17 protein-coding genes are annotated in these 19,474 nt (G+C 60.3%); 11 read left to right on the top strand and 6 right to left on the bottom strand.

All coding sequences use genetic code 11. From position 1 onward, the window contains the following. The first annotated feature begins 64 nt into the window (after positions 1-64). On the top strand, positions 65-2,947 hold the full coding sequence (locus J8C06_RS08880; RefSeq protein ID WP_211428350.1) for a M14 family zinc carboxypeptidase: 2,883 nt from the start codon (positions 65-67) through the stop codon (positions 2,945-2,947). Between the two features lie 211 nt (positions 2,948-3,158). Beyond that, positions 3,159-3,884 carry an RNA polymerase sigma factor gene (locus J8C06_RS08875; protein ID WP_211428349.1) on the top strand — a complete coding sequence of 242 codons (726 nt, stop codon included), beginning with the start codon at positions 3,159-3,161 and terminating at the stop codon, positions 3,882-3,884. Here the strand turns inward: J8C06_RS08875 and J8C06_RS08870 are convergent. The 3 genes from J8C06_RS08870 to J8C06_RS15520 form a co-directional block, all read right to left on the bottom strand. Further along, positions 3,858-5,780: a hypothetical protein gene (locus tag J8C06_RS08870; protein WP_211428348.1), complete on the bottom strand. Its 1,923-nt coding sequence runs from the start codon at positions 5,778-5,780 to the stop codon at positions 3,858-3,860. The genes J8C06_RS08875 and J8C06_RS08870 overlap by 27 nt on opposite strands. Beyond that, entirely contained in the window at positions 5,777-6,592 is an 816-nt protein-coding gene (locus tag J8C06_RS08865) for a TatD family hydrolase (protein WP_211428347.1), read from the bottom strand. Before J8C06_RS08865 ends, J8C06_RS08870 begins: the two co-directional genes overlap by 4 nt. A gap of 232 nt (positions 6,593-6,824) precedes the next feature. Then, complete coding sequence (locus J8C06_RS15520; protein WP_211428346.1) at positions 6,825-7,172, bottom strand: hypothetical protein; 348 nt, start codon at positions 7,170-7,172, stop codon at positions 6,825-6,827. A gap of 48 nt (positions 7,173-7,220) precedes the next feature. Between J8C06_RS15520 and J8C06_RS15515 the strand changes: the two genes are divergently transcribed. The 6 genes from J8C06_RS15515 to J8C06_RS08840 all read left to right on the top strand — a co-directional run bounded on the left by J8C06_RS15515 (position 7,221) and on the right by J8C06_RS08840 (position 12,319). Next, positions 7,221-8,303 (top strand): site-specific DNA-methyltransferase, encoded by a 1,083-nt coding sequence (locus J8C06_RS15515; RefSeq protein ID WP_211428345.1) that lies wholly within the window; start codon positions 7,221-7,223, stop codon positions 8,301-8,303. Beyond that, complete coding sequence (locus tag J8C06_RS15510; protein WP_246602019.1) at positions 8,221-8,478, top strand: DNA methyltransferase; 258 nt, start codon at positions 8,221-8,223, stop codon at positions 8,476-8,478. The genes J8C06_RS15515 and J8C06_RS15510 overlap by 83 nt, the downstream gene beginning before the upstream one ends. After that, positions 8,436-8,930, top strand: coding sequence for a hypothetical protein (locus J8C06_RS15505; protein ID WP_246602018.1), 495 nt, complete (start codon positions 8,436-8,438; stop codon positions 8,928-8,930). Before J8C06_RS15510 ends, J8C06_RS15505 begins: the two co-directional genes overlap by 43 nt. Positions 8,931-8,941: 11 nt before the next feature. After that, a complete protein-coding gene (locus J8C06_RS08845) occupies positions 8,942-9,388 on the top strand; it encodes a zeta toxin family protein (protein ID WP_246602017.1) in 447 nt (148 codons plus the stop codon). 268 nt (positions 9,389-9,656) lie between these two features. Further along, entirely contained in the window at positions 9,657-10,445 is a 789-nt protein-coding gene (locus J8C06_RS15190; RefSeq protein WP_246602016.1) for a DEAD/DEAH box helicase family protein, read from the top strand. Continuing rightward, a complete protein-coding gene (locus J8C06_RS08840) occupies positions 10,421-12,319 on the top strand; it encodes a restriction endonuclease subunit R (RefSeq protein ID WP_246602015.1) in 1,899 nt (632 codons plus the stop codon). The genes J8C06_RS15190 and J8C06_RS08840 overlap by 25 nt, the downstream gene beginning before the upstream one ends. A 231-nt stretch (positions 12,320-12,550) precedes the next feature. On the opposite strand, the gene J8C06_RS08835 is transcribed toward J8C06_RS08840, so the two are convergent. The 3 genes from J8C06_RS08835 to guaA all read right to left on the bottom strand — a co-directional run bounded on the left by J8C06_RS08835 (position 12,551) and on the right by guaA (position 15,122). Beyond that, positions 12,551-12,970, bottom strand: coding sequence for a type II toxin-antitoxin system VapC family toxin (locus tag J8C06_RS08835; RefSeq protein WP_211428344.1), 420 nt, complete (start codon positions 12,968-12,970; stop codon positions 12,551-12,553). Continuing rightward, the gene (locus tag J8C06_RS08830) at positions 12,967-13,221 is read right to left on the bottom strand and encodes a FitA-like ribbon-helix-helix domain-containing protein (protein ID WP_211428343.1); all 255 of its coding nucleotides are present in this window, start codon (positions 13,219-13,221) and stop codon (positions 12,967-12,969) included. The genes J8C06_RS08835 and J8C06_RS08830 overlap by 4 nt, the downstream gene beginning before the upstream one ends. 356 nt (positions 13,222-13,577) lie before the next feature. Then, positions 13,578-15,122: a glutamine-hydrolyzing GMP synthase gene (gene guaA / locus J8C06_RS08825; RefSeq protein ID WP_211428342.1), complete on the bottom strand. Its 1,545-nt coding sequence runs from the start codon at positions 15,120-15,122 to the stop codon at positions 13,578-13,580. A gap of 182 nt (positions 15,123-15,304) precedes the next feature. On the opposite strand from guaA, the gene J8C06_RS08820 reads away from it, so the two are divergent. The 3 genes from J8C06_RS08820 (at position 15,305) to J8C06_RS08810 (ending at position 19,429) form a co-directional block, all read left to right on the top strand. Further along, entirely contained in the window at positions 15,305-16,138 is an 834-nt protein-coding gene (locus J8C06_RS08820; RefSeq protein ID WP_211428341.1) for a hypothetical protein, read from the top strand. 95 nt (positions 16,139-16,233) lie between these two features. After that, positions 16,234-18,252: a VWA domain-containing protein gene (locus J8C06_RS08815; protein ID WP_211428340.1), complete on the top strand. Its 2,019-nt coding sequence runs from the start codon at positions 16,234-16,236 to the stop codon at positions 18,250-18,252. Positions 18,253-18,391: 139 nt separating this feature from the next. Continuing rightward, complete coding sequence (locus tag J8C06_RS08810) at positions 18,392-19,429, top strand: lysylphosphatidylglycerol synthase transmembrane domain-containing protein (RefSeq protein ID WP_211428339.1); 1,038 nt, start codon at positions 18,392-18,394, stop codon at positions 19,427-19,429. Positions 19,430-19,474 lie beyond the last annotated feature (45 nt).

Here is a 19,474-nt window from a genome sequence, read left to right as displayed (position 1 = left end):
GTTCTGGTTGCCATTGCGTAGGGAAATCTACGCAATGGCACGCCTGCGTGCCCGCCGATTTACCATGAAACCTCTGAAAACCCCCTTGGTTGCTCTGTTCTGCCTAATTTTTTTGCTCATGCCGCTGCCGCCTTCCTTTGCCCAGTTGCCTCCCGCGCCGGTGACATCCGCCGTGGATTTTGATTTCCGGCAGTTTGGCCCCCATTCGCCGGACTTTGTTTCGCCCTGGACGACCTTTGGTTATGACATCGGGGACTTTCACACGAACTATGCGAACTTCGAGCGGGTCGTGCGCGATTACGCCGCCAAGTCTGACCGTCTTCGGGTCTTTGAACGGGGGCGCACGTCCGAGCACCGGACGCTTTACACCCTGGTTGTCAGCGCGCCAAAAAACATTGCGCGCCTGGATGCCATCAAAGCCAACGCCGCCAAGCTCGCCGACCCGCGCCAGCTCTCGGACGCCGCGGCTGAGTCGCTCACTCAGGACCTACCGATTATCGTCTGGCTCGCCTACAGCATTCACGGGAATGAATCGGCCGGGTTTGAAGCCATGATCCAGGTGCTCTATGACTTGGTTGCCAGCCAGAACCCGATGATTCGTGACCTGCTCGACCAAGTCGTGGTGGTCATCAATCCCTGCCAAAACCCGGATGGGCATGAGCGGTTTGTCACTTGGTACAATGCCGTGGGCATCGGTCGCCCAGAACCGTTTGCCATCGAGCACCGCGAGCCGTGGAGCATCTATGGTCGGTTGAATCACTATTTGTTCGACCTCAATCGGGACTTGCTCGTGGCGTCGCAGGTCGAATCACAGTCGGCAATGCAGGCTTTTCTGGAGTGGCATCCGCAGGTGTGCGCCGACCACCATGGGCAGACGGTCAACTACTTCTTCCCACCGGCGGCATTGCCCATCAACCCGAACCTCGACCGGGGGCAATCCGACAAGTGGCTGGATATTTTCGGCCGCGGCAATGCGGCGGCATTTGACCGCTATGGGTGGCAATACTACGTCCGGGACGTGTTTGACCTGTTTTATCCCGGCTACTGGGATAGCTGGTCGTCGCTCAACGGCGCAACCGGCATGACCTATGAAACCGATGGCGGCGGCTGGAAGGGACTCAACTGGCGGCGGGACGACGAAACCATCCTGACGTTGCGGGATGGGATTGCCCGGCATGTGACGGCATCGTTTGCCACGCTACAGACGGCGGCCGCCAATCGCGTGGCGCGGTTGCGCGACTACCGGGCGTTTTTCGTCCAATCCATCGCCGAGGGGAAGCAAGGCCCATTGCAGTGCGTGGTATTCCCGCCGGAGGGCGACCCGACGCGCCGCAAGCGGCTGGTCCAAACCCTGCTATACCACGGCGTGGAAGTACAAACGGCCACGGCGGCTTTCACGCTGAAAGCCGTTCATGACTACGCCGGGCGCGTACAGCCAACGCGGGACTTTCCGCCTGGAACGCTCATCGTGTCGCTCGACCAGCCACGCGGACGACTGGCGAAGTCACTGCTTGAACCCGACACGAAGCAAGATCGAGCGTTTATCGAGCGTCAACTGGAAAAAGTCCGCCGCAATGCGAACCGTGGCGCAAACGCGCCCAAGGAAGAAACCGAGTTTTACGACATTACGGCCTGGTCGCTCCCGTTGGCGCTGGATGTTCCGGCCTACTGGTCCGGCAGCCGTCCAGCCGTGAGCGCCACCCCGGTGGCATCGGTTGTGGTCTCACCACCCCAGTCGCCGGCGCCGGCCAAAACCGCCTATGTGTTTGCTTATGACTCCGATGCCGCCGCCAAGCTGGCGCTTCAGCTTTTGCAGGAAGGGTATCGGCTGGCAACGGCCGTTCGTCCCCTGCGGGCCGGCGAGCGCACGTATCCGCGGGGCAGCTTTGTTTTGCGCGTTGAGCGAAACCCTGAAACGCTGCACACGCGGCTGGCCGCGTTGGCGGCAGCCTGTGGCGTCGAAGTGCAAGCCGTCAATTCAGCCTACACCGACACCGGTATCACTGGCGTTGGTTCGGAGGGCATTTACACCCTGCGTCCACCCCGTGTGGCTGTCATTGCCCAGGAAGGCGTAAGCCAAACCTCATACGGGGCGCTGTGGTTCATGCTGGCCAATGACATCGGCATGGAGTTCACACCCATCACGGTGGACACCTTCCTGGACCTCCGTTTGGGCGAGTTCAACGTCCTCATTCTGCCGGATGGTTCGCCAGGAGCCTACCGCCGAGCCTTTGGCAAAGAGGGGCTTGAGCGGCTCAAACTCTGGTGTCAGGAAGGAGGGACACTGATTTGCTTGGGCGGCGCGGCCGCCTTCGCGTCCCACAAGGAGACCGATCTGACCAGCGCGCGCCTGATTGACGCGGATGACGAGGCCGGAAAAGACGGACAAACCGCGTCGGCCGGCGAAAAAACGCCAGATAAAAAAACGTCAGATACCGGCTCGACGGACGAACCTACCGGTGCAGCGGCACGCTACGGCGAACCGAGTCGCAAAAAGTCCAGCCCAAAAGATGAGAAAAAGTCTGCCGAGGTCGGTTCAGGCGCGGAGCAAGCGCCAACCGATACAGCCCTGTCGGCTGCGCCACTGCCGTTGCCAGGGGCTATTTTCCGAGCGGTCGTCAACCGGGAACACTTCCTCACCTTTAGTCATGAGCAAGCGGAGATGCCAGTCTTGCTCAGTCAGCGGTTCTTCCGTCCTTCCAAGACTGGCACAAACGTACTGACCATTGAAAATCCCATCCCGCTCGCCGGTTTTATTTGGAAAGGCAATACGGAGCGTTTTGTGCGCAACACCGCACCGGTCATCGAGGAACAGCTCGGCGCCGGCCATGTCATCTTGTTTGCGGACGATCCGCACTACCGCGCCATTTGGCAGGCGCAGCGCCGTATTTTTCTCAACGGGCTGATCTTTGGCCCAACGATTACGTTTAGCACGGGGCTGCGCTGAACCAACCCTGTACACGAAATCGTGTGATCACCGCCGCCGCGCCGCTGGCCAGGTGCCCTGGCCAGCGGCGCGGCAGCGCGTTTTTGTTGACCTAAATCACTGAAAAAAAGCGGGTTGGCATTTTTTAGCCCGTCTTCTGGGAACTTTGGCACGCAGCTTGTCTTTATATGCAGTCAGTGATTGCCACTTCCACGATAGGAGGCGTTCCACCATGTGCCAGTTGACTACTGAAGACACTTTATTCTCAGTCGCTTTTACCCCTTCACCCGCTACCGTTCTGACTTCATCAAGCCTGGATGAAATTCCACATCTAACCCACGAGTTCGGTCTCGAACCGGGCATTCCCGGATTGGATGAAGGGTTCGATTCTGAAGATGCTCTGCCGGAGACGTTGCCACCGGCTACGGAAGCCGAACCGGCGGTTGTGGCTTCGTCCGAAACCTTTGAGGCGCTCTACCGCCAGCACTATCGGCGCGTGTACGCCATCTGTCTGCGGATGACCGGCAACCCAAATGACGCCGAAGACCTTGCGCATGAGGTGTTCATGCAAGTTCTCCGCAAACTCGACAGCTTCCGGGGCGAGGCTGCATTCACGACTTGGCTTCACCGCATTGCCGTCAATCAGGTGCTCATGCACTTCCGCAAAAAATCGAATCGCGTTGAGAGTGTCACCGAAGAAGGCGAGATGCCCGAAGATGTGACACCGGTCATGATTCGCCAGTCGCAGACGCCACTGGTGGATAAGCTGGCGCTGCTCTCCGCCGTGAAAAAGTTGCCACGCGGTTACCGAACGGTCTTTATCCTGCACGACCTCAAGGGTTATGAGCATGAGGAAATCGGTGGCTTGCTCGGTATCAGCGCCGGAACGTCCAAGTCGCAACTGCACAAGGCACGCGCCCGGATGCAAGAACTACTCACCGGAGCGCGGGCGGCCTGACCAAGCCACCGAATGGCGCAACTGAAACAGAGCCAAGCGCCCATCCTGCCGAACGAGCGTGGCATGCTGCCGAAGGTAATCGGCAAAGCGCGCTCGTTCGGTGTCGTTTTCAAAGGGGGTTGTGCGCGGGTCGAACACGATGTCCGGCGCGATGAGTAGCCAATCCACATCGAGTTGCGCAACCTGGCGCGCGAGTTCATCCGGCGCGCGGGCGGCGCGAACCATCCGCGCCAACGTGTAATCCTCAAAAGCATAGTCGGTGACGAACGGACGTTCGAGGTAGTACGTTCGTGCGCCGGTGTTGACCAGCCAGACCCGCGCCTGGGGTGGGGTGTGCTCCGCCAGAAAGCGAAAGCTGGCGTATTCCGGCAGATACCACCGAAGATAATGTTCTGCCGACAGCCGCCCTAGCCCCGTGGCGACCGACTGACCCTGAACGGCGAGTTCCGCCGTCCGCAGCGTATTCAGCCCGATCAACAGCCCAAGGCACAGTATCCCGGTCTGGCGCAGCCGTCCGTCCGGACCCAGCCAGTCCACCGCGAACCAGGCGCTCACCGTCGCGGCTGGCGCGAGAACCGGCAGCAAAAAGCGGACCTGTTGCGACGACAGCGCCCACAGGCAAAAAAAGAACACCGTGAACCCCGTCAGGCTGCGCACCGGCAAGTTCATGCGTCGCCAAAAGGGAAGGGCCAGAACGACGACCAAGTACACGATGCCGATTTCACCGTCATAGCGCCGGATGTCGTCGGCGCGCGCCAACCAACACACGCGCCAGGGAAGCGTGGCGTAATCCAGCCAGTCTTTCGTCACGCTGCCATAGCCCTGGAGAAATACGAGATGCAGGCGGGCGCGGTCGGCGTCCCACCCGGTGCTTTGGGTTGGAAACAGCGTGTAGAGCATCGGAAAAACCGGGTTGTGAACCAGCCAGAGGTTGCGGACGTACCACGGCGCGGCCGCCACCAGCAGCAAGCCAAAAAACAGCGTCAGAACGCGGAGCGCGCGCCAGAGCGAGGGCGCGACCGATTGTGCCGCCATCAATCCGAGCAAAACCGGCGTCAGCGCCAAGGCCAGTGGCAAGGCGAGATATTTGATGCTGGCCGCGCCGCCACAGAAGATGCCAGCCAAAACCAGCGCGCTGGCGCGTTCGGTTGCCTGCCAGTTGAGCAGCCAGCCCATGGTCTGTCCGATATAGAAAGCCAGCGCCAAATCTACGTAGGGCCACCCGGCTTCAAGCCAGACCATGGGCGTGGCCGCCAGCGTCGCCGTGGCCAGCCACCGGCTCGGCGTGGAGAGTCCACACTGGCCGGCGAGTCGGTAGGTGGTGGCGCACAGCAGGCCGCCAAAGCCGGTGTGGATGAGCGCGGCCGTCCGGTCACTCCCCACGCTCAGTCCAACGGCGTAGAGAACCTCAACCAACTGTGGAAAGTAGGCAAAAATGTTGTGTGGCAGCTCAACGAACCGCCCGGCCGCCAGATAGGTCTTTTGAACTGCCAAGTGATAGACGAGCGCATCCTTGGCAACCGGTGGGGCCAGCGCCGCTATCAAAGCGCTGCCGAGGCTCAGCAACACAACGCCCTGGGCAGCGCGCGCCACCCATCCAACAGGTTGCCGACTGCGCCAGGACTGAACACAGGCCGCCCACCACGTCCGGTCACAAAGTCCGAGCAAGCCCAGTCCAAGCCAAAGAAACGCCAGCGGCCGACCGTAGCCGCCAAACGTTTGCGCGGCAAAGGCCAGCCATGCCGCGCCAATGCCACCCAGGGCCAGGTCGTCCAGTGCTGTCCGGTCGGTAGGCAGACGCAGGGCTGTCCCGATCAGGTGTCCGCCGAAGCGTAACCCCGAAAACAGCAGCCCAACCACGAGGAGGTCAAAAACCACTTGGATGAGGCGGCTCATGCCGTCCCACTGGTCGCCACCGGCGAGACAGGTGTTTCAAAGCGAAAGAGGCGGTAAAAGTTTGCCGTTGTCAGGCGGCCGAGGTCGGCAAGGTCCATTTCGTGAAGCTGCGCCAACTGCCGGGCGACTTCGATGACGCGCACCGGTTCGTTGCGTTTGCCCCGAAAGGGTTCTGGCGACAAAAACGGGCAATCGGTTTCAATGAGCAGACGGTCACGCGGAACGGCGCGGGCAATGGCACGGAGTTCGTGGTTTTTCTTGAAGGTCACGTTGCCCGAAAACGAGATGTGGAAGCCCAGCGCGACGCCGGCTTCCATCAGCTTCCAAGAACCGCTGAAGCAGTGAAAAATGCCCGGCCGCTCGACGCCGACCCAGTAGTCACGCAGCATGGCGACCATATCGTCATCGGCGTCACGGATGTGAAGAATGATCGGCAGGTTGCGTTCGCGGGCGAGTGTCATCTGCCGCGTGAACACCTGGCGCTGCATCGGACGTGGCGAGCGGTCGTAGTAGTAATCCAGTCCAATCTCACCCCAGGCGATGACCTTTGGGTGCGTCATCAGGTCGAGCAGCTTGGCTTCCAGCGGTGGTCCATAATCGGCAGCGTCGTGTGGGTGTACGCCAACCGCGCCGTACACGTCGGGTTCCCGGTCAACGATTCCCATGCCGATGTCCAGCGACCCACGCCCGATGTCGCCACCACAAATTTCAAGCATCATTTCGACGCCGGCCGCGCGCGCGCGGTTGAGCACTTCCGCCCGGTCTTCGGCGTAACTGGGAAAATCTACGTGACAGTGCGAATCAACGAACATAACTGTTATTTCGCCCGATAGCGATTCCACTCAACCACCCAAGGCCCTATTTAACGAAAGACTATGATGCCGAACCACTAAAGCCCTGGGAACATGCCGTCACGGATGCCTTCTCGAAACTTCCAGGTATGACGTTAGGGTCAGTAACACATAGTTTGGTTGATTACCCCTGTGAAACAGCAGTGGCACAGAAACAGGAAGGCAGTGACTGTTCGGCCGACTGGTGACTACATCACTCGGAAGCGAGGAGCGTAATGCCCAATGCGCCGGCGCGCAACGGTTGCTGAAACAAAAGAGCTGGTTTCTGCGCGGGCTTTGTTCTCGCGCTGCTAAGTATCAACTGATACCAGACCTTGGACCATTCCCAAGAAGCTTGCTTGTGGGCCAGCAACACCTTGCGCAATCTCCTAGCTATCGCGTATTTACTGATAGTTGTGAATTGCGAGGCGTGGCCGAGGACACCGTCCATCGCTGACGGGAACACCGCGGGCTGCCGGCGCACCGCGTCGGGCGGCTGCGGCAATTCAAGCTGTCCGAGGTGGACGACTGGGTGCGCGCCGGGGACGCCGATGAAGAACAAAGCGCGGCCGGCAACAACGCCCGCCAGAACTGAAGGTCACGAGGCGCCATGCCTACACTGAACTGGATAGGCAAGGAAGCCGTCGTCAAGCATCACAAGGAAGTCCCCTTCCGCCTGCTGGAGCCGGTGCCCGGGCTGTCCGGTGGCGACAGTGGGAGCGGCAACCTCATCGTGCAGGGTGACAACCTGCATGCGCTCAAGTCCCTGCTGCCCCGCTATGCGGGACAGGTGAAGTGCATCTACATCGATCCGCCCTACAACACCGGCAACGAGGGCTGGGTTTACAACGACAACGTCAACAGCCCGGAGATCCGCAAGTGGCTGGGCGAGGTGGTGGGCAAGGAAGGCGAGACACTGGATAGGCACGACCGCTGGCTGTGCATGATGTATCCGCGGCTCGTGCTGCTGAAGCAGTTCCTACGCGACGACGGCGCGATCTTCGTGTCCATTGATGACAACGAGGTCGGCAACCTTCGGACTCTGATGGACGAAGTCTTTGGTGCTCGCAACTTCATCACTGGCTTCATTTGGCGTAAGGTCGATAGCCCGAACGACAACAAAGTCCCGCTTACGCCAGACCATGAATACGTGCTGGCCTACGCCCGCAGCAAGGATCGCCTGAAGCTCGCGCAGATGTCCGCGCCGGGCATTGTCGAGGCCTACGGTCGGGTCGATGAGGAAGGGCGCCGCTACCGCGACCGACTGCTCAAGAAGAATGGGCGAAACAGTCTGCGGCGAGATCGCCCGACGATGTACTTCCCTCTGACCGCGCCCGATGGCAGCGAGGTCCACCCAACCCATGACAACGGAGAGGAGGCTGTCTGGGCAATGGGTCGAGCCGGAATTGATCGCCACAAGGCAGCCGGCACCCTGATCTGGAAGCAGCGCGAACGCCCGGGGCAGACGGTATGGGAGCCCTACACGCGCGAGTACGCGGCATCAGAATGGCTTGGGTTGGGTTTGAGCGCAATGGGAGCCCTACACGCGCGAGTACGCGCCAGAAGACCCCAAGCGCCCTTACCCAAGCATCTGGGCCGACCTGCCGACGATGCGGCAGGCCAAGGCATTCCTGCGCGACGTGTTCAACACCGCCGACCTGTTCGACACGCCCAAGCCCGTCGAGCTGATTGAACGCATTCTTCAAATGATGAACGATCCCACGGCGCTGGTGCTGGACAGCTACGCAGGCTCTGGCACCACCGGGCATGGGGTGCTCAAGCAAAAGCCGAAGACGGCGGCCACCGCCGCTTCATCCTTGTCGAGATGGACGGGAACATCGCCCGCGACGTCACGCGCAATCGTGTGAAGCACGTGGCCGAGGGCTACACCAACGCCAAAGGCCGAGCCGTCGCTGGCCTTGGCGGCGGCTTCCAGTTTTGCCGCTTGTCGGAGGAGCCGTTGTTCCGGGCGGATGGTTCTATCCGCCCGGACGTGACCTTTGCCCAACTGGCCGAGTTCGTCTGGTTTGCCGAGACCGGCACCGGCTACACGGGCCCGGCTGATTCGCTGCTGCTCGGCGTGCACGAGGGCCGCGCCATCTATCTGCTCTACAACGGCATCCTCAGAGACAAATCGGACCTGGGCGGCAACGTGCTCAACAGCCGCACACTAGCCGTGCTGGACGAGGCGCTGCCCAGCTTTGACGGCCCGCGCGTGGTGTATGGGGCGCGCGCGCGCTTCGACAAGGCCAAGCTCGCGCGACTTCGCATCACGTTCCACCAACTGCCCTATGAACTGGCGGTGAAGACCTGGTTCTGACACAGCGCAAAGTGATCATCATCGCCGGACCAAATGGCGCCGGGAAGACGACCTGCGCGCGCGAGTTCCTGCCCAACGAGGCTGCCTGTCCGGTCTTCATCAATGCCGCTCTCATTGCCGCCGGTCTTGCCCCATTTGCCCCGGAACGCGCTGCTGTGCAGGCAGGGCGTTTGATGTTAGAGGCAATGGAGCGCCATTTTGCCGCAGGTGAAAGTTTTGCTTTTGAGACCACACTATCTGGGCGTGGATACCTGAAATGGATCAAGCGCTGGCAGGCGGCAGACTATACCGTAGAGCTGATCTTTCTAAAGCTCAACACACCTGAAGAAGCCCTGGCGCGCGTGGCCCAGCGAGTCAAACAAGGCGGCCATGACATTGCGCCCGAGACCATCCGACGCCGCTTCAAGGCAGGATTGGAGAACTTGCAGCGCTATTATGCGGCTGTCGTGGATTTTTAGGTTTTGTACGACAATTCGGGGTTGCAGCCGAGGTTGCTGGATTGGGGTGAAAAATCATGAACCAACGGTCCTTGGATCAGGTGAAAAATTTCGATATTTCTGCCTCTTTTGAGGCCCTTAAGCGCGCTGCGCGGCGCGCGCGTGAGCTGGCGCGGCAAACGCAAACGGCTTTGGTCATAAGCGAAGATGGGCGCGTCAAGCTGATCAAGCCTGACGAGGTGGACGCAGTCCATCCCGGTGAAGCGCCATCCTCCGGTGGTTCCCCAAAATGAACGAACTGAAGAACTTTCAAAGAGACCTGCTCGACGCTTTTGCCGCGTATCTGGAGCGCTGCCGCGAGCTTAGGAACCCTGTCGCCGCCTTTGCAGAATCGACCTGTGCCCACTTCGGCCATGCCTTGCCGTACCACCCGCTGCCTGGGGCGCCCCAGGTGCCCTATGTCTGCTTGCGTGTGCCTACCGGCGGCGGCAAGACGCGCATTGCGGGGCAGGCCATCCGGCGGGTGAACGAGGCATTTCTGGCCACGGAACACGCGCTGGTGCTGTGGCTGGTGCCCTCCGACCCGATCCGCGAACAGACGCTGCGGGCACTCAGGACGCAAGGGGAACTGCTGCACCAGGACATGCGCGCTCTCTTCGGTGCGGCGCATGTGCTGGACATCGCCGAGGCGCTGTATCTGCAACCGGCCACGCTCAACACAGGCAACACCTTCATCGTGGCCACCATGCAGAGCTTCAAGCGCGACACGGCCGAGGGCTTGCGTGTCTATCGCCAAAACGGTGCGCTGATGCCACACTTCGAAGGCGTTTCGCCTGAGCAGAAAGGCGAGCACTCGCTGGTGGATGTGATCCGCCTGCGCCGCCCCTTCGTCATCGTGGACGAGGCGCACAACCAGGGGACGCCGTTGGCGGTGGACACGCTGGTGCGCCTAAACCCGGCCTGCATTCTGGAGCTGACGGCCACGCCGGACGCGCCAGCCAACCCTCCAATGTGCTGCGCAGCGTCTCTGCCGCCACGTTGCAGGCGGAGGACATGCTCAAGCTGCCGCTGGAGTTAGCCGTCCACCCGGAGTGGCGGGTTTCGCTGGCCGAAGCGATTGCCCGCTTACGCCAACTAGAAAATGAGGCAGAACTGGAGCAACAGCAGACTGGCGAGGTCATCCGCCCGGTGGTGATGCTGATCCAGGCCGAGCGCAAGGCCGCAGACAAAGAGACCTTCACGCCGGAGCGGGTCAAGCAGCATCTGATCGAGGACTTCAACGTCCCGCCCGATCGGATTGCCATTGCCACAGGTGCCTTTGACGAACTGACCGGCAAGCGGCTGGATGATCCAGACTATCCGCAGTTCATCATCACCGTGGACAAGCTGCGCGAGGGCTGGGACTGCCCCAATGCCTATGTGCTGTTTTCCTTCCGCAACACCACTTCGGCTACGGCGGTGGAGCAGGTGTTGGGACGGGTGCTGCGCATGCCGCGCGTCACGCGCAAACGGCGAGAGGCGCTCAACCGCAGCTATGCCTATGTGGTGTCGTCGGAGCTGGCGGCCACGGTGCAGGGACTGCGCGACGGGCTGGTGCAAAGCGGCTTCGAGCGGTTGGAGACCCGGGACCTCATCTGCCCGGCGGCGGATGTCTCCATCACGCCAGGCCTGTTTGCGCCGCAGGACGATCTGGTGATCCCGCTGCCGGAGATGGAGAATGCGGTGGTGGTGCCGGATGAGGCGGAGCTGTCCGCGCTACCCAAGGCGCTGCGCGACAAGGTGGATGTGTCGCCCGAAAGCGGCACGCTGACGGTCAAAGGCGGGGCGACGCCACAGCAGATTCAGCAACTGGCGCGGACCTTCCGGGATGAGGAAGTTGCCAAGCAGGTGCGCGAATGGCTGGACACGGCACTGGCCGCGCAAAGCGCGCCGCCCGCGCGGGTGCCCAGCTTGGCGGAGCAGGGTCACAAAGTGCACGTGCCCCTCTTGAGCTACACCCAGGACGCTCGGCGCGGCTTTTTCGATGTGTTCGACGAAACACCGCTGCTGGATGCCGGTTGGGAGATCACCGACTTCGACCCGAAGCTAACCGAGAGCGAGTTTACCCGCGACGTGGAGGCCATGCGCCGGGCAACGCTTTCGATCTCGCAACTGGAAAAAATCGAGTGCGACGTGTACGACCGGCTCGACAGCCAGTTGGCGCTGTTTGGCCGGGAAGAGGGCTGGACGCTCAACGATTTGATCTACTGGCTGGACCGCAACCTGTACTTTCCTTATTCGGAACGAGACCAAAAGGTGGCCTGGATCGTAGCGGCGCTGAACCACTTGATCGAGGCGCGGGGCTTCACGCTGGACGAGTTGGCCTACCGCAAGTTCCGTCTGCGTGGGGCGCTGCAGCGCAAGATGGCGGCGGGCCTAGTGCTGGCCAAGCAGCGGGTGTTCGATGGGCTGTTTAACAACGAGGAGAAGTTCGCGCTGCGCGATGAACACAGCATCACGCTGGAGCAGGGGCGCTATGCCTATGACTACCCGTACACCGGACTGATGCCGCTCAAGCGCCACTTCTTCCCGGTGATTGGTAACTTGAAGAGCAGCGGCGAGGAGTTCGAGTGCGCCGAGTTCATCGCCAACCATCTCGAGGGCGTGTCTTGGTGGGTACGCAACGTCGAGCGCAAGCCGACGTCGTTCTGGCTGCAAACCGCCACCGACCGTTTCTATCCTGATTTCATCGTGCAAATGAAAGATGGCCCGCTGCTGGCCGTCGAGTACAAGGGTGCGTACATCGCCAGCAGTCACAACAGCCAAGAGAAGAGGCGCATCGGCGAGTTGTGGGCGCGGCGCAGCGAGGGGCGCTGCCGCTTTGTCTGGGTAGAAAATAGGGCGTGGCATCTCATCAGGAAGGCGTTGGACTCCACCTCATGGATGCGGTCCGATCCAGATAAGTCGTTGTAATACCCGAAGCCTCATTTAGCCTTGGGAACCTACCTGTCGTTTTGACCGAGTTTGGCGGCTTCTTCCTGAAAGACCTCAACAAATACTCGCCCGATGACTTTGCTGCTTAAGCCATCCCAATAAGGTGGAGGCTTTTGTTTGCTGTCGTGCATTGCCTGTGCTTGCTCAGCCCAGTGGTAAATGGCCACTGCCGAGCGCAGGCAATCTGCGTAACTTCGGAGGTATCAGAGCCTATGCACCGCCCCAAGGATTGATAACGGCCACCCCCACCGCCTCAAAGGGCGCGGTATCACGTGATGCCACGCTGAAGCCACGCGATGCCGCGATGGCCGCGATGTAACCGTCCGGTGTCGGGAAACCGCGTCCGCCATTTCTGGCCGCAACCGCCAGCTCGGCGTAATGCCGCGCGGCATCCGTGTCAAAGGGCAGCACACGATCCTTGAACAGCTCCAGCAGGTCATTGAGAGCGCCGTCCAGCATGTTTCTGCGCCTACCCTGCGGCAGCGCCTGAATGCCGAACAGCAACTCGGCCACTGTGACACTGGAGATGTACAGGGTCTCCGCCGCCTGGTCGTTCAGAAAGGCCATGACGGCCGCGTTCGGCTCCGGCTTCATCGCCTCGGATACGACGTTGGTATCGAGGACGATCATTCGAACCTCGGCGGTTCGGCCGTCGTCTTGTCCCGGATACTCTCAAGGACGGCGAAATCCTCTTCGGTCAAACCGATCTTCCGACCGATGGCAGCCAGAGCATCCCCAACGCGCACGCGGTTTTCCGGCTTGACTGCCGCGGCAAGGATCTCTCGTACCTCGGCCTCGGTACTGCGGCCATGCTGTGCCGCCCGCACCCGCAGTGCCTGGTGCACGTCTTCAGGCACGTTCCTAATCGTCAAGACCGCCATGATGCAATGCCTCCATTATGCTGTCAATGAAAGCAGCTATAGCTGGATGACAGCACTAATGCAAGGTTCAGACGGCAGCGCCTCCTCGTCTGACCTTGGGCTGCTTGCGGGCTATCCCCTCATCTCCCTGAACTGCGCGCCCCATGAGCTTGTGCAGTTCAGTCTTACAAGCCCGGAGGTCTTTCATCAAAGCCTCTACGTCTTAGGTCATCAGCCTACAAGATTCCGGCACTATGACTACCTCAGAACAGGGTGCACCGTATCGAGAGCCGACATGGCATGACATCGTTTCCGTGCCAGTGACTATGCCAGGAAAAGTTGGCGCTAGACCCTACCGGCTTGTGCCGGACGTCAGATCATTCCCACTCAATCGTTGCCGGGGGCTTCGAGGAAATATCGTAGGTCACGCGATTGATGCCGCGCACTTCGCCAATGATCCGGCGGCTGATGCGGTGCAACACGTCGTAGGGCAACCGTACCCAATCGGCCGTCATGCCATCCTCGCTCGTCACGGCGCGAATCGCGCAGACGTGTTCGTATGTGCGCTCGTCGCCCATGACGCCTACGCTGCGCACGGGAAGCAGGACGGCAAAGACCTGCCAAATGTCGTCATATAGGCCGGCAGCGCGGACTTCCTCGGTCACAATGGCGTCAGCGCGTTGGAGCAAGGCAACGCGCGCCGGGGTCACTTCTCCAATGATGCGCACCGCCAACCCCGGCCCTGGAAATGGATGCCGGTTCAAAAGCTCCGGCGGCAGTCCGAGGTGGCGACCGATGGCCCGCACCTCGTCCTTGAAGAGTTCGCGCAGCGGCTCGATCAACTTCAAATGGAGGGTCTCCGGCAGTCCGCCAACGTTATGGTGAGTTTTGATGACGGCTGACGGCCCTTTGACCGATACCGATTCGATGACATCCGGGTAAAGCGTTCCCTGGACAAGGAAATCAACTTGACCGAGTTTGGCGGCTTCTTCCTGAAAGACCTCAACAAATACTCGCCCGATGACTTTACGTTTGGCTTCGGGGTCTTCGACGCCGGCCAGCGCCGTCAAGAAGCGTTCACCGGCGGCGATGCCCCTAACATTCAAGTCCATCTTGTCGCGTAACATCGTCAGCACTTCGTCAAACTCGCCTTGCCGTAACAGTCCATTATCCACGAAAAGACACGTCAGCCGGTCGCCGATGGCTTCGGCCACCAGCGCCGCCGCCACAGCCGAATCCACACCGCCAGAAAGTCCGCACACGGCACGGTTCGGGCCGATTCGGGCGCGAATGTCGGCCACCGCCGACTCGACGAAACTCTGCATGTTCCAGTCGGCGCGCATGCCAGCAATGCCGATGAAAAAGTTGCGGAGAATGTCGCGGCCAAGTGGCGTATGCACAACTTCCGGGTGGAACTGCAAACCGTAGAGTCGTCGGCTGGGGTCTTCGAGCGCGCCCAACGCATCGGCGGTGTGCGCCGTCACGGTAAAGCCCGGCGGCGGGGTCGTGACGTGGTCGCCGTGGCTCATCCAGACATCGAAACTTTCCGGTAGGCCATCAAAGAGCTGGCTTGTCCCAATGTGGCGGAGCTGGGCGGATCCAAACTCGCGTCGGGTGGAAGGCTCAACCGTTCCGCCGAACTCAACTGCCATGGTTTGGAGTCCGTAACAAATACCGAGAATTGGTATGCCAAGGGTAAAAATCCCGGCATCGCACCGGGGCGCGTCCGGCGTATAAACTGACGCCGGGCCGCCAGATAGCACAAGCGCTTGGGGCGCCGCCGAGCGAATATCGTCCAATGGTGTGTGGCAGGGTACAATCTCACAATAAATACCCAACTCGCGTGCGCGGCGAGCGATGAGTTGGGTGTATTGCGAACCAAAGTCGAGAATCAGCGCGAGTTCAGAATGCGTCACGGGCATGGTGCAGGGTACTGGAATAAGGTTGGCATCCAGTCGAGAGTCACCATATCTAAGCACGTCATATCGCCGAAGAGCAAAGCGCCGTGCTATGTTTGGATGTCACTTGATGGATTCTGTGATGCGTACTCGGTTACGCAAAATGGTGGCTTTCGTGGGGAACTTGGCGGGGCTGGGAGGACGTTATGACGCGCTGGATGACCACGACTGTGATTGGGCTGGTAACGCTGCTCTGGTCAGGCACTGCCTCTGCCGCAGACTACATACTGGTGCTTCGGGATGGCAAGCGCCTGGATGTGCGGGCGGAGTATCGCATCGTCAATGATGTTGCCGTGTTTACGACATCCGACGGAAAGCGCGTTTCCATTTCACTGGTCAACATTGACATTGCCGCAACCGAGCGAGTCAATGGGCAAGGTGACGGCGAGTTTCGAGCAAAAGCTGGGCTGCCCCGTGTGATTGGGGCGGATAATCAGGTCACTTCCCTCCAGGCGGTGACGCCATCGCCCGTTACTCCGCGCGCGGCTGCACCACCACCGGCACGCAAACCAACCCGGACGCTGACCAATGCCGACTTTGGGGGCGGAATGCGTGATGTCGCGGCCGTACGCTCGCGGTCGGCTTCCAGCTCGCCGTCATCGAATGTGGCCGAAAATCGAGGCGAGTCAGTGCCAGCCCTGACGCGCGCCAATGACGAAGCTTATTGGCGTGGGCGGGCGCAGGCGATTTTTACGGAGATTTATACCCAACAGGAAATCATCCGCTCACTCAACGAACAGGCACGGACACTCCAGCGTAAGGTTGATCAGCAAGGACGAACCTATCTTTTCGGCCGCGATGTGTTCGGTAACCAGATTATGCTGCCGCAAGAAGTTATCTCGGCTGAAAAACAAGAACTGATACAGGTCAATGAGCGTATTCGAGACGCCCAGGCGCGACTGACCGGGTTGTACGTGCAATACGCGGTTTTACAAGAAGAGGCCCGGCGGCTTGGCGTCCCGCCGGGCTGGTTGCGTTAGGCAGCGAGTCCAAGTGTGGCAACCAAGCTGGATTTGGGTTAGCGCCACTTTGAGCTACGTCAGGTGTTCCTTCAGAACGTCCGAAAGGAGACCCTATGACAGCTTATCAATGTTGGTGGCGGCGGCTCGCGGCCTTGCTCGTTTGCCTGTCGGTCCTGGGCAGTTGCTTTGGCGGGTCGGCACTGGCACAGCGTGCGACAGCCCAACGGCTCAAAGTGTTTGAGCGAAGCTTCGAAGCCGGTCTGGGCCGGACGGTTCATGTCGAAAACACGTCTGGGACGACGAAAGTTGAAGTCTGGGGCGAGGACCTCATCCATGTGATGGCAACCCGCCCGGATGGGCGACCGGTGGATGAGCGAGAGATTAGCATCGTAGCTTCGCCGTCCCGCGTGTCGGTGCGCTGCATCCCGATGATGGGCGGTGTCAACCTGAAGCTCTACATCCCGGCGGAGTCGCATGTGCGTCTATCGGCGCAGTCTGGCGCAATTGAACTGATTGGGCCAGTTGCCAGCGCCACGGCTGAAACTGACACCGGCGACATTGCCGTTGAAGTGCCGCGGTGGTTTGACGCGGATATTGAACTCTATTCAGAGAGTGGTACGGCGACCAGTCATCTCACACTGACCAGCTATGATGAAAAAAGCCGCCGCACCACCAAGGGCCGGCTCGGACGCGGTGGGCGGGCCCTGATCATGCGGTCGTCAAGTGGGCATATTGATCTCAAGTCGCTTCGAGCGGGCCTCGCCATTGCCGAGCCATCACCGGTGACACCCACGGCGGCCGATGAGCAGCCGGTTCAGTCAGTCCGCTTTCCACCACCCGATGACCGCCCAGCCGACCGTCCGTTGACGCCAATCTTTGGCGGGGGGCATCAGTCCCAAGATGACCTTAGCACGACTTACGGCGGCAGTGGCGGACTGGGGCGGCGACAACAACGCATTGGCGATGACACGACGATGTCAGGCGGGATTGGCGTCCGCATCATCCCGCCACCGGGGACAACGTCCACGCCAAGACCGTCTGGAGGAACGATACCTTCCTACTCGCCCGGAGGCGATAGCGACCCCAGCGCGTCAACTCGCGTGCCACGCAGAGACGCCGGTCGTCTCTCGGCCGCGGATGAAGCGTTGTCCAATCTGCCACGCCGTGATCCCCTTCGCGCAACACCAGGCGACCGCCCAACGCTGCGCCGGCGCGCGCTTGAGCTGGCATCAGACGACGCGACCGACCCGGCTACGGATGCTGACACCATTCGCATCAATGCGCGCCTGGTGAATCTCAATGTTGTTGCCACGACCCAGGACGGTCGCGCTGTGACCAACCTGACCGCCGATGATTTCACGATTTTTGATGAAGACACAAAACAGGAAATCGCCCACTTCAAGCCGACGACGACCCCCTTCAACCTCGTCCTACTGCTCGACTTGAGTGGTAGCACCCGCGAAAAGATTGACTCCATTCGGAAAAGCGCCTGGCACTTCGTCGAGGCGGCTAGCCCACAGGATCGGATAGCGATTGTGACGTTTACGCGCAGCCTGCACGTGCTCTGCCGCCCAACCAATGATCGCACTTTGCTCAAGCAGCGGATTGCCGAGATGCGCGCTACGGATGGCGGCACGGCCTACTATGAAGCCATGTGGTTTACGCTGACCGAGGTACTGGCGCCATTTCAGGATGAACGAAATGCCATTGTCGTGATGACCGATGGCGTGGACAACAGCATTAGCGCGGCCTATCCCGCGCCGTCGCGAGTATCGTTCCGCCAGATGGTTGAGGCAATTTTGGAATCCGGAACCTTGGTTTACCCCATTTACCTAGACACGGAAGAGGAAAACTACCGGAATCACTGGGGAGAAACCGCTGAAGTCTATGCATTGGCGCGCACCCAACTTCAGCAGGTTGCCGATGCCTCCGGTGCGACGTTGTACTTGGCGTCGCGGGTTGAGGACCTGACCGGCGTCTATCAAAAAGTCATTGCCGAATTGCGTACGGTCTATGGTTTGGCGTATTACCCATCCAGCACTGAACATAACAACCAGTGGCGTCGCGTCAAGGTGGTCGCTCGTCGCCCCGGCGTTGTGGTTCGGACGCGCCGTGGATATTACGACCGGTGATGTCGTCGGCTGGCGAACCAGGGCGGACTGAAACGTCCGGCGCTTACGGGTGAGCTGTCTTGGTTTGTCTGCCGAGGGGTGGCAAGGACCGTCGTTTTGTCGGGCATCAGAGGGCTTCAGGTGGTGGGCAAGTTGATTTATGAAGGGCAAAATTAAGATCATTACGATCTGGCTTGGCATTCTGCTCAGTATCGTGTTTGCCGGACTTGCCTTCTACGGCATTGATTGGAAGAAGACTGGGTTGGCGCTGCGTGCCGTCCAGTGGCCGTACTTAGCCGTTGCGTTTTTGCTGATGTGGGCGGGTTTCGCTTGGCGCACCGTGCGCTGGAAGCGACTGCTCGATGTTGGCCGTCCACCAGATGAGTCCATCCGGTTTGGCGATTGTTTTTCGGTCATGACGGTTGGCTACATGGCAAACAACATCCTCCCGGCGCGCATCGGGGAAGTTGCGCGGGCTTATCTGGTTGGACGGAAAACCCGCACCACCAAGAGCTTCGCCCTGGGCACGATTGTCACGGAGCGGCTAGCGGACGTGCTGATGCTGCTTTTGCTCATTTCCTTCACGCTTTTGACCTTGAAGCTGCCGCCGGAAAGTAAGGTCATTGCGACTGGCGTGGCCTGGTTGGGTTTTGGGTGCGCGACCGGACTCGTCGCGGCGATTGTGTTACGCCCCACCGTCGTGCGCCTTGTCGAGCGCGCGCTGACCCTGGTTGGCCTTGCCAAGTACGCTCCACGCCTGGCGGACATCACGAATCGGTTTCTACGTGGCGTAAGCTGTGGTGGCTCGCTGCGCACGCTGGCGTGGGTTTGGGTGGATTCTTTCTTCATCTGGCTGGCCAGTCTCTACATGACCTGGTTTGTCGCGCTGGCCTGTAACTTAGAAGTCGGCATCACGCAGATTCTCTACGTGATGTGTTACGTCAACCTAGGCGCGATGCTACCGTCAGCGCCTGGATACGTCGGTACCTATCAGTGGTTTTGCACGCATAGTCTAGGCGCGTTTGGGGTTGAGAAAGAAGCAGCCCTGGCGTTTTCGTTTGTTTCACACATTATTTGGTATCTTCCGTTGACACTGCTCGGGCTGCTGCTTTTCTTGCGGGAGCGTTTGAGTTGGGGACAGTTGACGGAAGCTGAACCACCGGAAACTGAGCCGCTGGATGAGTCACTTCCAGCTTGACAGGTTTTGGCATGGCACTTACGTTGCCTTATCTGCGCTGTACTG

It is taken from the genome of Chloracidobacterium validum (genome assembly GCF_018304825.1).
GTDB lineage: Bacteria > Acidobacteriota > Blastocatellia > Chloracidobacteriales > Chloracidobacteriaceae > Chloracidobacterium > Chloracidobacterium validum.
Note: the sequence above shows the minus strand (reverse complement) of the source record. Positions and strands in the feature narration are given on the sequence as shown.